We start from the raw sequence: 14,220 nt of genomic DNA on the forward strand, positions 1-14,220 counted from the left end.
TAACCGCCGCGATGGGCGATAACCGCATGGCGAAGCGCTTCGAGCGGGTTGGTAGCGGGCCCGTGTCGTTGATTTTCCAGGCTGGTCACGACGTCATCGCCGAGGATAGACTGTGCGACCGCAACCCTGGTAGCACCGGCCCTTCGCCGCCGAAGAGGACTCCATGATCATACTGCCGCGCAACATTCTGGTGATGGCGCTGATGCTGGTGCTGGCTATCAGTGGGCCGGTCCAGGGCCAGGACACCACGCCGACGGTCAGCGAGGCCGCAGTCAGCGCAGCCAGAGCCGCCGTGAATGGCGAACGGCCGCTCAATCGCGTAGGCAAAGGCAAGGCTGGCCCAATCATCTCTCCCCCACCCCGGACCATCGTGCGAGAAGCCGAGCCGATCACTCCGCCGCCCGAGCATCGCCTGAACGTGATGCTCGACTGGTATCTCAACCTTTACCATGCGCCGCTGATCGTCGCTCAGGAACGTGGGCTGTTCGACCGCGAGGGGCTCGAAGTCACCCTGACCATGCCAGCCGACCCCAGCGTTCCACCCAAGCTGGTCGCCGCACGGCGCACCGAACTGGCGATAACGTCACAGCCCCGGTTGCACTTGCTGGTCGAACAGGGCTTGCCGTTGATTCGTGTCGGCACGCTGGTCCCGCTGCCACTCAATGCCCTGCTGGTACGCGAAGACAGCGGCATCGGTTCATTATCCGAGCTCAAGGGCAAGACGATCGGCTACGCTCTCGAAGACCAGGCTCGGCTGCTGCTCGATGGCATGTTGGCCAGCCAGTCCGTGTCGCCGAAAGACATGAAGCTCAAGCGAGTCGACTTCGCGCTTGCACGCTCATTGATTCAGAATGAAGTCGATGCGGTGATTGGCGCGCAGCGTCATATGGAACGACGCCAGATGGCCCAGGAGGGGGTGACGGCGATTGAATTTGCCGTCGAGGAGCATGGCGTACCGCTTTACGATGAAATGATTCTGATCGCCAACCGCGATGTCCTCAAGCAACACCACCGGGACATCGCGAATTTTCTCGATGCCCTGCAAAGTGCCACCGTCTGGCTGATCAACCATCCCGAGCAGGCCTGGGAACTGGTGCGCCGCGCCAGGCCGGCACTGGATACCGAGATCAACGCCCGGGCATGGCCGGAAACGCTGCGCTACCTCGCGCTGCGTCCCGGCGTATTGCAAGAACAGCGCTACGTGCGTTTCGAAGCCTATCTGCAAAAGCGCGGCCTGATCGAGGCACTCACGCCAGTCAAGCGGCTCGCGGTCGAGTTGGGTTCTTCCCCCTAGTCATCTAGGAGCGCCGGTCGAGAAATTCGTTGACGGCTTGCCGGAAAGCTTCCGGGGCTTCGGCGTGTAGCCAGTGACCGGCATCCAGAGTAACGATCTCGGCCTTGGGTAGCACCTCGCGGAGTCGGGGCAGCACGGCATCGGACACGTAATCGGATTGCCCACCGCGCAGCACCAGCGTCGGCCCCTGATAAGCGCTATCCCCGGCTGGCTCGGCGGCAATCGCCGCATAGTCCGTCTCGATCTCGTCGAGCCCTACTCGCCAGTGCAACACCTTATCGGTGTCGCTACGCACCAGGTTGGTCGCCAGAAATTGCCGTACGGCCAACGTCTCGATCCGCTCTGCCAACAGCGCATCCGCCGCCTTGCGGGAAGTCGGTTGGCCTTCCTCGACGCGGCGCATGGCAGCAATGATCGTGTCGTGGTCGTGCGCGTAGGCCACCGGGGCAATATCGGCGACGATCAGCGATGTCAGTCGCTCGGGAAAACATCGTGCCAGGCTGATAGCGACCTTGCCACCCATCGAATGGCCCAATAGATCGCAGCGTTCGATACCCAGCCGGTCAAGCAGCGTCACCACATCGTTGGCCAGATCCGCGTAATTCATGCTCGGTGCGTGGGGCGACTCGCCATGATTGCGCAGATCCACCGTGATCACCCGGTGTTGGCCCTGCCATTTCCTGACATGCGATCGCCAGTTGTCGGCACTGCCGAACAGCCCATGCAGTACCACCAGCGGATGCCCATCCGCTGGGCCATTATCCTGAAAATGCAACTCGACAGTTTGGCTCATGCAACGTCCTTTGCTCGTGTGGCGTCTTCCAATAGGTGATCATCTAGATGCGTTCTTCACTCGGCCTGGCGCCCCAGATCAACAACCGGCGCGATAGCCAGCCCAGCAGGATGCCGTACAACGGCAAAAAGAGTAGCAGGGAAATCGTCAGCTTGACGGCGTAGTCGACCCAGGCGATCTCGACCCAATGGCTGGCCATGAAGGCATCCGGTCCCTGGTGAAAGGCGATGGCAAAGAACGCGAACGTATCGGCCAGATTGCCGAACACCGTCGATACCGCCGGTGCCACCCACCAGCGCGCGCTGCGTCGCAGCCGGTCGAAAACCTGGATGTCCAGCAGTTGGCCAATCACGTAAGCCATGAAACTGGCCAGGGCGATACGCGCGACGAACAGGTTGAAGCTACCCAGCGCCTCGAAGCTCCTGAAATCGCCCTTCTCGAACAGCACCGATAGCACGTAGGAAATGACCAGCGCCGGTAGCATGACCCGGGCGATGATCCTACGCGCTGGCCCCTTGCCGAATAACCGCACGGTGAGATCGGTGGCGAGGAAGATGAACGGGAAACTGAACGCGCCCCAGGTGGTATGTAAACCGAAGACCGTGAAAGGCAACTGCACCAGATAATTACTGGCGGCGATAATAAGAATATGGAAGGCAACCAGCGCGATAAGGCAGCGGCGGTATTGGCTATCGGTGAGTGCGAGCATCGGGCATCCTTTTTGTACAGCCGAGGGGTGAGGGAACCCTCGTCCACCAGGGATATGAGCCATGCGCGAAGAGCAGGGCAGTGCGAATCGGGCGATAGTATACAGAAACCGTCCCCGATTGTCGGCTGGTGGCCATTCTTTCAATCAGGCATATCATGCCATTTGAGTTAAACCTGGCGCGCCCGATCGGCAGCGCCTACCTGATGCTCGACCATTGCCTCCTGGACGTCTTGCAGGCTGCTCGGATCGTCGATGGTCGACGGGATGCCGAACTCCTCGCCATCGGCGATGCTTCGCAGCAGCTTGCGCAGAATCTTGCCTGAGCGCGTCTTGGGCAGCCGCGACACCACCAGCACCTGCTTGAGACTGGCGATGGCGCCGATTTTCTCGCGCACCAGCGCAATCAGCTCACGCTCGAGCGCATCCGTATCGCCATCGAAACCGTCCTTGGGAATCACCAATCCAACGGGAACCTGGCCCTTGAGCGAGTTCTGAATGCCCACCACCGCGCACTCGGCGACCGCCGCGTGCGAACCGACGACTTCTTCCATCTCGCCGGTGGACAGCCGATGGCCGGCCACGTTGATCACGTCATCGGTGCGGCCCATGATGAACAAATAACCATCGGCATCGAAATACCCCCCGTCGCCGGTCAGATAGTAACCCGGGTAGGCGGCCATGTAGGCGCTATGAAAGCGTTGGGGGTCTCGCCATATCCCGGTCAGGCAACCCGGCGGCATCGGCTGGCGGATGACCACGCTGCCCTGCTCGTCGGGCGTGGCAGGCTCGCCTTGGGTATCGAGTACCTGGACATCGAAGCCCGGCACCGGAAAGGTCGCCGAGCCGGGTTTGACCGGCTGTGGGTCGAGCCCCTGAAGATTGGCGGCAATCGGCCAGCCGGTTTCGGTCTGCCACCAATGGTCGATCACCGGTACATCGAGCAGGTCGTCCAGCCAATGAAAGGTCGGCGGGTCGAGGCGCTCGCCGGCCAGGAAGAGCGTTCTCAGGCAGCTAATGTCGTGTTTCTGCAGCCCCTGGCCATCGGGGTCCTCCTTCTTGATCGCGCGAAAGGCCGTCGGCGCGGTGAAGAACGCCCGTACCTGGTACTCCTCGATCACGCGCCAGAAGGCACTGGCGTCCGGCGTGCGCACCGGCTTTCCTTCATAGACCACAGTCGTGCAGCCACGTATCAGCGGCGCATAAACGATGTAGGAGTGACCCACGACCCAGCCGATATCGGAAGCCGAGAAGAATACCTCGCCCGGTGCCATGCCGTAGATATGTTCCATGGAATAATGCAACGCCACGGCATGGCCGCCATGATCGCGCATCACGCCCTTGGGTTTGCCGGTCGTGCCGGAGGTGTAGAGGATGTACAGCGGATCGGTGCCCTTGACCGACACGCAATCGACCGGCGCGGCGCTTTCAATCAGCGCCTGCCAGTCATGATCGATCACGCCCATCTCGGCGCGCAGCTGTTCGCGCTGCAGAATCACGCAAGCCGACGGCTGGTGCGCGCTCAGTTCGAGTGCCTGATCGATGATCGGCTTGTAGGGCAATACCTTGTCGACCTCGACGCCACAGGAAGCGGCAACGATGACCTTGGGCTCGGCATCGTCGATGCGCACGGCCAGTTCGCGGGCGGCGAAGCCACCGAACACCACCGAATGGACCGCGCCCAGGCGCGCGCAGGCATACATGGCGATCAACGCCTCGGGCACCATTGGCATATAGATCACCACCCGGTCGCCCTTTTCCACGCCGAGCCCTGCCAGCGCGCCGGCGAAGACCGCCACCTGATCGCGCAACTCACGATAGCTCAGTGTGCGCCTGGCATCGGTGACCGGTGAATCCCAGAAAATCGCCGGCTGGTCGCCGCGCCCCGTCTCGACATGGTGATCCAGCGCCACGTAGCAGGTGTTGAGCTCGCCATCGCCGTACCAGCGTGCATGGCCTTGGTCGTCATGATTCAGCACGACTCGAGGCGGCGTGAACCAGGGGATACGTGAGGCTTGTTCTGCCCAGAAAACGTCAGGTTGGGCAACCGAACGCTGGTATTCAGTCTGGTACGTGCGCATGAAAAACCTACTTATGATTATGGTTTTTAACGAACCGCGTAGGCGGAACAGTCGAGATGATTGTTGACAACACTTTAGAGCAACATGACGGTATTGCCTTCATACCATCGGCTAAATAGCGCCAAAAGTTGTAGCCTTAATCGTTTAATCGGCAATTAGTCATAGAAAATTGTCGACAATAACGCTGATAACCACTAATCCTAGGGTATCTGCTTCGATTATTTAGCGTTAAATGGCTGCTTGGACAAGGTTGGCGAAGTTCTTGAAGATTCGCTAAATCAGAAAGGAGGTCCTTGAATAGACACCTTAGCGACAAGCCTGGGCCGGCCGAAATTGAACCAAAAGGACAGTCTTGAACCGAATAAACAGCCCTGACGCGAATGAACGGCCGACCGTCGTTTGGTACGGCCATTGCAAACACCGCTCGCAGCGGCCTGCACGCCGCCACTGCTGCGTGGAGCCATCACCGGTAGGAGATGCACCATGAGCACTCGTCAAACCGCCGCACAACGACTCGACAAGGACGATAACGTCATCGCCAACGCGACCAATCTACTCAAAGCCATGGCCAACGAGAATCGTCTGCGTATTCTGTGTCTGCTCGACGAGGGCGAACTATCGGTCTCCGAACTCAATGCCAAGCTCGCGCTCAGTCAATCGGCGCTTTCCCAGCATCTGGCGATACTGCGCCGCGAGGGGCTGGTTGCCACGCGACGCTCATCGCAGACTATCTACTATTCGCTTCAAGGTGACGAGGCACGCACCGTGGTCGATACCCTGGCCAAACTCTACGCCGGCTGAAAGACCAGTCAGCGACGCTGCCAACCGCTAGCTTCCAGTGTTTCATAGAGACGCTGCACTCCCCTTTCCACGCCCGCCGAGACCGCCAAACCCAGGCGCTCGGTCAGTCCACGGCGCTTTTCCAATGCCAGGGAGACCACTCGTGCCTCCTTCATGCGATCCAGCAGATAAGCCTCGCTGGTACCCACGGCATCGGCCAGCCCCTTGCCCAGCGCCTCACTGCCGTACCATATCTCACCAGTGGACACCGCTTCGATATCCAATGCCGGGCGGCGCTCGGCGACGTAGCGCTTGAACAGGTCATGGACATTTTCCAGATCCTCGGCGAATTTCTCGCGCCCCTCCTCGGTATTCTCGCCGAGCACCGTCAGCGTGCGCTTGTAGCGCCCGGCCGTCAGCAGCTCGACATCGATGTCGTGCCTCTTGAGCAGGCGGTGGATATTGGGCAGTTGCGCGACCACCCCGATCGAACCGATCACCGCGAATGGCGCGACACGTAAACGATCGGCACAACAAGCCATCAGGTAGCCGCCGCTGGCAGCGACCTTGTCGACGCATACCGTGGTCGGGACCCCCGCCTGACGCAGCCTATCGAGTTGCGCCGCGGCCAGCCCGTAGGCGTGGACCAAGCCGCCGGGTGATTCCAGGCGCACGACCACCTCGTCGCCCTCCTCGGCTACGCCAAGCACCGCCGACACTTCCTCGGCAAGGCGCGGTGTTGCCGAGGCCTTGATATCGCCATGAAAATCCAGCACCCAAACACTTGATCGTCGGCTCTGCTCCTGACCGCCTTTCTTGGTCGTGCCGCGCGTCTCGCGTTTATCATCCTTCTTGAAAGCCTTTAGCGCTGCCTTGCGGTGTTTTTTATCCAGGCTTGCCAGGCGCAGCCGACGTTGGCGAGCGCGATAGCGGGTGTTGAGCTCTTCGATGCGCAGCCGGCCGTGCTCTTCCCGACCACGCAAGCGAGTTGCCAGCACGATCAACAGGCCTATTGCCACGCTCAGGGTGATGACCTGGGCCAGAAACAGGCCATAGCCGGATAACCAGTCGCTCACTTATCTCTCCCATTATTTTCACTTTTCCGATGCTACCCGGCGATATGCCGAACGTCATGAACAATGACTCACGTATCGCAAACAAGTTGCTTCAAACGTCCGTTTTAAATAAGCTCGGGGCAAGTTACCCATCCAACCTTCGAGGCAAAACCCATCATGGCCGACACGCCCAGCACTATCGACAGTCTCAAGTCTCGCTTCGATCCACAGGCCGCCAAAGGCGTGGACGATATATTCCAATTCAATATCAGCGATGCCGACGACTATTACCTGGTCGTCAAGGACGGCAACCTGGACGTGCTTCAGGGCGAACACGACGACCCGTCAGTCACCCTGTCGACCGACAGCGCCACGCTGAAAGGTGTCATGAATGGCGAGATCAACGGCATGCAGGCTTTCATGTCGGGCAAGCTCAAGGCCAGCGGTAACGTGATGCTGGCGACCAAGCTGACCAGCCTGTTCCCAAGCCGCTAACCCCGTCCGTCTAACGGCGATGCCCTTTCTCAGGAGGTCGTCGCCGTTTCAAGCTTGCCATTAGCGTGTACCCAGCGCACCCAGATGCGCCTCGATCAAGGCACGCGAGATCGAAAAAGGCGTCGGTAATTGCGGCAGTCGGCGCGGAGAGAACCAGGCAGCATCGACGATTTCCACGCCATCGACACGAATGCGACGCTCGACCGCCTCGGCAAAGAACCCCAGCATCAGCGCATGCGGGAACGGCCAGGACTGGCTACGAAAATACTCGATGCGCCCCACCGTCACCCCGACCTCTTCGAATATCTCGCGGCGCACCGCCTCCTCGGCCGCTTCGCCGGGTTCGATGAAACCCGCCAGGGTCGAATAGCGCCCTGGCGCGAAATGCGGACTGCGTGCAAGCAGTAGATCCTCGCCGTGAGTGACCAAAGTAATGATACAGGGCGAAATACGCGGATAATTGCGGTGTCCGCACGCCGGGCATTGCATGGCGAACTCACTGATCACTCGCTCGGCTGCCTGTCCGCAGCGGCCACAGAAGCGGTGATTGCGCTGCCATGCCACCACCTGCAATGCCGTGGAAACCAGCGGAAAGGCTGCATCGGGAAGCTCGGCCAGCCAGGCGCGCGCGGATGGCCAGCCGTCATCACCGGGGGCGACGGTCACCGCCACCGGGCGCTCGTGCCAGAAGCCCAGAGGCTGCGCCGCCTCGGGCCACTCGTTCGTTTCGATCAGGATGCCACCATCGGTGGCCGGCGCGATCCCTCCGCGTTCGTTGAGACGAACCAGCAGGCCACCGCCGTGCTTTTCGGCGGCGGCTAGATCGCGACAAAACATCAATCTCCTCGTTGGCTGGTTTCCCAGCCCGATAGCGTATCCCAGCCACACTGGCCGGCGCTTTCACGAATGCCTGCCAGCTTGGCATGGTGGGCAGCAAGTTCGCTGTCGTTGGGGGCTATCACGGCCAAGCGTGGCCGCTCGTCGCTCAAGCGACGAATACCACCGAGGCCACCGCTGGCGGCTCCGTCGCCACCCTGGGCGTCGGCATCGAGCAATAGCGCGGTCTGCCCGCCGGTCATGGTCAGATAAACGTCGGCGAGAATCTCGGCATCGAGCAACGCGCCGTGCAGTACGCGGTGGCCGTTATCGATTTCGTAGCGCTTGCACAGCGCATCGAGACTATTGCGCTGCCCAGGATGCTTGTCCCGGGCCAGCTTGAGCGTATCGAGCACGCCGCAGTGATCGGCGACCGGCCCCAAGCGCGGTTCGCCGCGCAGACCGTGCAGCAGGCCGAATTCATGGTCGATGAAACCGACGTCGAAGGCGGCGTTATGAATCACCAGTTCGGCGCCCTGGATGAAGGCCCAGAAGGCATCGGCGACCTCGGCGAAGCGCGGTTCGCTGGCAACGCGCTCGTTGGTGATACCGTGGATCCCGATCGCCTCGGCTTCGATCTCTCGCTCAGGGTTGATGTACTGATGAAACGTCTTGCCGGTCAGGCGGCGGTTAATCAATTCCACCGCGCCGATCTCGATCAGACGGTGGCCTTCCTTGGGGTCGATGCCGGTGGTCTCGGTATCCAGGACGATCTGGCGCATATCTGTCTCGTCAATAGCGGGAAAAAGTTACTGAGTGGCCATCGTCGCATCGATAGCGGCGTTGGCCAGCGCATCGGCTCGCTCGTTGCCCGGGTGGCCGCTGTGGCCCTTGACCCAATGCCAGCGCACCTGGTGACGCTCGCTCTCGGCGAGCAGTTCGCGCCATAGATCGGCATTTTTCACCGGCTGCTTGGCGGCGGTCTTCCAGCCGCGTTTTTGCCAGCCATGGATCCATTCGGTGATGCCCTTGCGCAGGTATTCCGAGTCGGTGTAAAGCGCCACGCGACAAGGCTGCTTGAGCTCCCGCAGCGCCATGATCGCGGCCATCAGTTCCATGCGGTTGTTGGTGGTCGTGGCCTCGAAGCCGTTCAACGTCTTCTCGTGGCGCCCGGCATTCAACAGCGCCCCCCAGCCGCCCGGACCGGGATTGCCACGACAGGCACCGTCGGTGTGGATCGTCACTTCGGGTAGTGCGGTATCAGTCAACCTCGGTCATCCTTTCGCATTCGGGTTCATGGGCCGCCACGCGCGGGGCGTGGCCGAGCAACGGGCCACCCACCGCGGGACTGGGCAGGCGCGGGCGCGACACTTGCGCCCAATGCATGCGGCGCCGCGCACGAATCATGTAGGTATCGCCCAGAGGCAGATTGTGACGTCGTCCAAACGTTTCCAGGGAGGCATTGCGTGGCACGCCGCCAGGCACGCGGAAGCCGCAGTAGTCTATCCGTTCGATTTCGAAATCGACAAATGCCAACCAGTCCTTGAGACGCCCCGGCGTGCGCCAATGGCCGCGCCATGGCAGTTCACTGCGGCGCCGGGGCCAGGGTCGGTTCATCCCTTCCAGGCCCAGGGGCGACCAGCCGAACAGCACCAGGCGACCATCGTCGGCCACGACGCGAGTGGCCTCCTGCAACAGGCGGTGAGGTTCGGGCACCACCTCGAGCAAGTGGTGAACGACGACCAGCGTCAGGCATTCATCGGCAAACGGCAATTGATCGGGGGCGCATACCACACAGGATTCGTCTTCGGCCAACTCGCGGGTTGGCGACCAACCAAGGGCATGACGTATCGGGCACATATCGGTCAAGCGCGGCGCCATCCCGAGCTGCAAACTGTGTGCGCCGAACAATCGCTCACAAACTGGCCCCAGGCAGGCGCGCTGGGCCTGCAAATGCGCCTGGCCAGCGCTCGATGCCCAGTAGTGACGGCCCTCTCGAACCAATTGAGCCAGCGATATCGTTATATTCGAATTTGACACAGCGCGCCGATCCCCCCAAGGTTTAGCCATTTTGCGCTGCCTGTCTTTCGCCCTGCCTTTCAAGATACGCCGTGAGCATGGGACATGAGCGGGCCGCAGACAACCGCGTCGAGGACTGACTTTCCATGTTGAGCGTGACACCGATTCCAGCCTTTAGCGATAACTATATATGGCTGTTACGCCAGGATACCACCACCGATGTCGCCGTTGTCGACCCTGGCGATGCCGGGCCGGTGATCGAGTACCTCGAGCGCGAAGGGCTCGGCCTTTCGACGATCCTGATAACGCACCACCACCTCGATCATACCGGCGGAATCCCCGAGCTCGCCAAACGCTATTCGCCGCGTATCATCGGCCCTGACAGCCCGAACATCGAGGCTTTGGACGAGCGCCTGGGCGACGGCGACGAATGTCGCGTGCTGGGGCGTCGTTTCAGCGTAATGACCGTACCCGGTCATACGTTGGACCACATCGCCTTTTTCGCCGACGGTACCCCGCCGCTGCTGTTCTGTGGCGATACGCTATTTTCAGCGGGCTGCGGACGTTTATTCGAAGGTAGCCCGGAACAGATGCACGACTCACTGTCACGGCTCGCCGCGCTGCCCGACAATACGCTGGTCTTCGCCGCCCACGAGTATACCTTGGCCAATCTGCGTTTCGCCCAGGCCGCCGAGCCGAACAACACGATTCGCGATGCCTACCTGCGCGACTGTCAGCGTGCCCGCGAACTGGAACGTCCGACACTACCCAGCACCATCGGCCGCGAGCGCCAGATCAATCCTTTCTTGCGCGCCGACGATGCCGATGTCAAAACCACCGCCGCCGCGCAGGGTCCTACCGATTCGCCGCTGGCCACCTTTACCACCCTGCGTGCCTGGAAAGACAACTTTTGAACGCCCATGGACGCCACGCAACGCGCCCACGAGGACACCAAGACATGAGAGATCGATCGACCCGCCGCCAGGCCCTTGGTCTGGCGGGTGGGCTACTACTGTTAACGTGCATCGCCTCAAGCGGCGTTGCGCAAGCCAAATCCGGCGATACCACTGCTCCATTCTGGAATGCTCTGGTACTGGTGCCGGCCGAACCGACCACGGTGTGGGTGGATCTGCGCGACAATTTCCAATGGCAGGTCGATACCGACGAGCCCCGCGTGCGGGAGTGGATCGATTATTACCGCAGCCACCCGCGCAGTGTCGCCACCATGGCCGAGCAGGCCCGGCCCTGGCTGGGCTGGGTCATCGACGAACTGGAACGCCACGGCATGCCCGGCGAAATCGCGCTGTTGCCATTCATCGAGAGCGCTTACGACCCTACCGCGCGCAATCCCGGCGGCGCCACGGGGCTGTGGCAGTTCATGCCCGGCACCGGCGACGCCCTGGGCCTGCACCGGGACTGGTGGTACGACGGCCGGCTGGACGTGATCGCCTCGACCCGCGCGGCCATCGAATATCTGCAGCAACAGGCCGATCAATGGTATGACGGCGATCTCGAGCTTGCCCTGGCGGCCTACAATGCCGGCGCCGGCACGGTCAACCATGCACTGCGCGCCGCCGTGGCTCGCGGCGAACCCGCCGATTACTGGCACCTCGACCTGCCCCGCCAGACCATGGACTATGTACCCAAGCTGCTGGCGTTGTCGAAAATCATTGCCGAGCCGGAGCGCTACGGCGTCAGCCTGCCCAAGATCCCCGATAACCCCGCTTTCGCGCGTGTCGAAGTCCAGGGCCAGTTAGCGCTCGAGCGGATTGCCAGCCTCGCCGATGTCAGCCTCGACAAGCTCGAAGCGCTCAATCCGGCGCTGTTGCAGGCCACCACCGTGCCGCAGCGCGCGGGCGGCCTGCTGGTGCCGTACGATGCGCGCGAAACGCTGCTTAGCGCGCTGGCCGAGCAGCCGGATGAAGCCATTGCGTTCATGGACCGCTACCAGGTGCAGCCTGGCGACACGTTATCGGCGATCGCCGCGCGGCACTCGGTGCCGGTGAGCATATTGCGTGAATACAATGGCCTGAGTGGCGATATGATTCGCGTTGGCCAGGTACTCAAGCTACCTTCGGACAGCGCCCCCACCCAATCCACCGGCGATACATTCATCGTTCAGGTACGCAGCGGCGACAGCCTGTCGGGTATCGCGGCCCAGCATAACGTCTCGGTGACCGATATCGCGCGCTGGAACGACCTCGATGCCGACCAGTATTTACAACCCGGACAGCTGCTAACACTTTATCGGGAAGGATGATAACTTGGCGATGCCGGAGATCTGTCGGGTTTGACCGACAGGCTCCGTGCGCCGAGCCATGACCAGAAGGAAGCCGCCAATGTTGCGTATCGCTCGGGCCGCCGTGCTGGCGGTGGCCACGACCATGGCGCCGTTGCTGGCATGTGCCGCATCACCGCAAGACGTACCCACCGTGCATGGCCTGTCGATGTACGATGCTCCCGCGCTAGCGGCGGATTTCAGCCACTTCCCCTACGTCAATCCCGAGGCGCCCAAGGGTGGCGAAATGGTCCGCGCCTCGACCGGCAGCTTCAACTCCACCAATCCGTTCATCATCAAGGGCACACCCGCCAGCGGGCTCATGCTGACCTATGACACGCTGATGGTGCAAAACCCCGATGAGCCTTTCAGCATGTATGGCCTGCTGGCGGAAGGCATACGCCTGGACCCGGGTCGCCGCTGGATGGAATTCGACCTGCACCCCGCAGCGCGCTTTCATGACGGCACCCCGGTCACCGCGGCGGATGTGGTTTTCAGTTTTCGCCTGCTGCGCGATGAAGGCGAGCCTTTCTATCGTGCCTATTACGCTGATGTGACGTCGGTGAAGGCTCTCGATGAGCACACCGTGCGTTTCGAGTTCGCCGCCCAAAACTCCCGCGAGTTGCCGCTCATCCTCGGCCAGTTGCCGGTATTGCCGGAGCACTTCTGGAAGGATCGCGAGTTCACGACACCGACGCTCGATCCGCTGTTGGCCTCCGGCCCCTATCGGATCGCGCACGTCGAACCCGGCCAGCGTATCGTCTATCAGCGTGTCGAGGACTATTGGGGCGAGAACCTGCCGGTCAATCGCGGGCGTCACAATATCGATCGGCTGATCTTCGATTACTACCGCGACCAGACCGTGGCGCTGGAGGCCTTCAAGGCCGGCAATATCGACCTGCGCGTCGAGTCCAGCTCGAGCAACTGGGCGACGGCCTACGACTTCCCCGCCGCCAATCAGGGGTTCGTCGAACGCCTGCTGGTACCCAGTGGCCAGCCGGCCGGTATGCAGGCTTACGTGATGAACCTGCGGCGCGAAAAATTCCAGGATGTCCGGGTGCGCCGAGCCTTCAACCTGGCCTTCGATTTTCAGTGGATCAACGCCAACCTGTTCTACGGCGCCTACGAGCGCACCGATAGCTACTTCGAGAACTCCGACATGGAAGCTAGCGGGCTGCCCAGCGAAGACGAGCTCGAACTGCTCGAGCCGTATCGCGACAAGCTGCCCGAGCAAGTATTCAAAGAGCCGCTACCCATCGAGCGCCCGGACGAGCTGCGCCCGCGCTTGCGCAAGGCGCTGGCGCTTTTGCGAGAGGCCGGCTACGAGATACGCGATGGCCGGCTGGTCGACAGCCAGACCGGCGAGCCCTTTACCTTCGAGGTGCTGCTCTACGACACCCAGTTCGAACGCATCGTCCAACCTCTGCTGCATGCCCTCGAGCGCCTGGGCATCCAGGGCCATATCCGCACCATCGACGTCAACCAGTACCTGCACCGCTTGCGTACCTTCGATTACGACATGATCGTGGCGAGCTTTCCGCAATCGAACAATCCGGGCAACGAACAACGCGAATACTGGACCAGTGCCTACGCCGACCAGCCACGCAGCCGCAACCTGATCGGCCTGACGAACCCGGTCATCGACGCGCTGGTCGAAGAGTTGATCCGTGCCGACTCGCGCGAAGCCTTGAACACCGCCGCCAAAGCGCTCGATCGCGTTCTGCGCTGGGGGTTCTATGTGATTCCGCAATTCCATCTCGACGCGATCAGAATCGCCCTGTGGGACAAGTTCGGCTATCCGCAGCCGTTTGCCGAATACTCTCTGGACCTGGCAGCCTGGTGGGTCGATCCCCAGCGCGCCAAGGCCGTCACTCGCCGCCAACACGGCGGCTGAACGCATAAG

Annotated in this window: 14 protein-coding genes; 6 read left to right on the forward strand and 8 right to left on the reverse strand. The window is 61.6% G+C overall.

Annotated features, from left to right (window positions below):
• The first annotated feature begins 163 nt into the window (after positions 1-163).
• Positions 164-1,294 (forward strand): ABC transporter substrate-binding protein, encoded by a 1,131-nt coding sequence (locus tag BLR92_RS03775; RefSeq protein WP_089725604.1) that lies wholly within the window; start codon positions 164-166, stop codon positions 1,292-1,294.
• A gap of 4 nt (positions 1,295-1,298) precedes the next feature.
• Here the strand turns inward: BLR92_RS03775 and BLR92_RS03780 are convergent, their stop codons facing one another.
• The 3 genes from BLR92_RS03780 to BLR92_RS03790 form a co-directional block, all read right to left on the reverse strand.
• Positions 1,299-2,087 carry an alpha/beta fold hydrolase gene (locus BLR92_RS03780; RefSeq protein ID WP_089725606.1) on the reverse strand — a complete coding sequence of 263 codons (789 nt, stop codon included), beginning with the start codon at positions 2,085-2,087 and terminating at the stop codon, positions 1,299-1,301.
• A 43-nt stretch (positions 2,088-2,130) separates the two neighbouring features.
• A complete protein-coding gene (locus BLR92_RS03785) occupies positions 2,131-2,796 on the reverse strand; it encodes a 7-cyano-7-deazaguanine/7-aminomethyl-7-deazaguanine transporter (protein ID WP_089725608.1) in 666 nt (221 codons plus the stop codon).
• 167 nt (positions 2,797-2,963) lie between these two features.
• A complete protein-coding gene (locus BLR92_RS03790) occupies positions 2,964-4,874 on the reverse strand; it encodes a propionyl-CoA synthetase (RefSeq protein WP_089725610.1) in 1,911 nt (636 codons plus the stop codon).
• 483 nt (positions 4,875-5,357) lie between these two features.
• On the opposite strand from BLR92_RS03790, the gene BLR92_RS03795 reads away from it, so the two are divergent.
• Complete coding sequence (locus tag BLR92_RS03795) at positions 5,358-5,675, forward strand: ArsR/SmtB family transcription factor (protein WP_089725612.1); 318 nt, start codon at positions 5,358-5,360, stop codon at positions 5,673-5,675.
• An 8-nt stretch (positions 5,676-5,683) separates the two neighbouring features.
• Here BLR92_RS03795 and sohB read toward each other — a convergent pair whose 3' ends face one another.
• The gene (sohB, locus tag BLR92_RS03800; protein WP_089725614.1) at positions 5,684-6,730 is read right to left on the reverse strand and encodes a protease SohB; all 1,047 of its coding nucleotides are present in this window, start codon (positions 6,728-6,730) and stop codon (positions 5,684-5,686) included.
• 156 nt (positions 6,731-6,886) lie between these two features.
• On the opposite strand from sohB, the gene BLR92_RS03805 reads away from it, so the two are divergent.
• Positions 6,887-7,204, forward strand: a complete 318-nt coding sequence (locus tag BLR92_RS03805) for an SCP2 sterol-binding domain-containing protein (protein WP_089725617.1) — start codon at positions 6,887-6,889, stop codon at positions 7,202-7,204.
• Between the two features lie 60 nt (positions 7,205-7,264).
• Here BLR92_RS03805 and nudC read toward each other — a convergent pair whose 3' ends face one another.
• The 4 genes from nudC to BLR92_RS03825 are packed head-to-tail and all read right to left on the reverse strand — an operon-like array spanning position 7,265 to position 10,060.
• Positions 7,265-8,041, reverse strand: a complete 777-nt coding sequence (nudC, locus tag BLR92_RS03810; protein WP_089725620.1) for an NAD(+) diphosphatase — start codon at positions 8,039-8,041, stop codon at positions 7,265-7,267.
• Positions 8,041-8,802 (reverse strand): DNA polymerase III subunit epsilon, encoded by a 762-nt coding sequence (dnaQ, locus tag BLR92_RS03815; protein WP_089725621.1) that lies wholly within the window; start codon positions 8,800-8,802, stop codon positions 8,041-8,043. The genes nudC and dnaQ overlap by 1 nt, the downstream gene beginning before the upstream one ends.
• Before the next feature lie 27 nt (positions 8,803-8,829).
• A complete protein-coding gene (gene rnhA, locus BLR92_RS03820) occupies positions 8,830-9,288 on the reverse strand; it encodes a ribonuclease HI (protein WP_089725623.1) in 459 nt (152 codons plus the stop codon).
• Entirely contained in the window at positions 9,281-10,060 is a 780-nt protein-coding gene (locus tag BLR92_RS03825; protein WP_245703981.1) for a methyltransferase domain-containing protein, read from the reverse strand. The genes rnhA and BLR92_RS03825 overlap by 8 nt, the downstream gene beginning before the upstream one ends.
• A gap of 125 nt (positions 10,061-10,185) precedes the next feature.
• On the opposite strand from BLR92_RS03825, the gene gloB reads away from it, so the two are divergent.
• The 3 genes from gloB to BLR92_RS03840 all read left to right on the forward strand — a co-directional run bounded on the left by gloB (position 10,186) and on the right by BLR92_RS03840 (position 14,211).
• Positions 10,186-10,953 carry a hydroxyacylglutathione hydrolase gene (gloB, locus tag BLR92_RS03830; protein WP_089725627.1) on the forward strand — a complete coding sequence of 256 codons (768 nt, stop codon included), beginning with the start codon at positions 10,186-10,188 and terminating at the stop codon, positions 10,951-10,953.
• Positions 10,954-10,997: 44 nt separating this feature from the next.
• A complete protein-coding gene (locus tag BLR92_RS03835; RefSeq protein WP_089725629.1) occupies positions 10,998-12,299 on the forward strand; it encodes a LysM peptidoglycan-binding domain-containing protein in 1,302 nt (433 codons plus the stop codon).
• A 79-nt stretch (positions 12,300-12,378) separates the two neighbouring features.
• Positions 12,379-14,211, forward strand: a complete 1,833-nt coding sequence (locus BLR92_RS03840) for an extracellular solute-binding protein (RefSeq protein WP_089725631.1) — start codon at positions 12,379-12,381, stop codon at positions 14,209-14,211.
• Positions 14,212-14,220: the final 9 nt, after the last annotated feature.

Origin of the sequence: Modicisalibacter muralis, assembly GCF_900102945.1 — a bacterium.
Taxonomy (GTDB): Bacteria; Pseudomonadota; Gammaproteobacteria; order Pseudomonadales; family Halomonadaceae; genus Modicisalibacter; species Modicisalibacter muralis.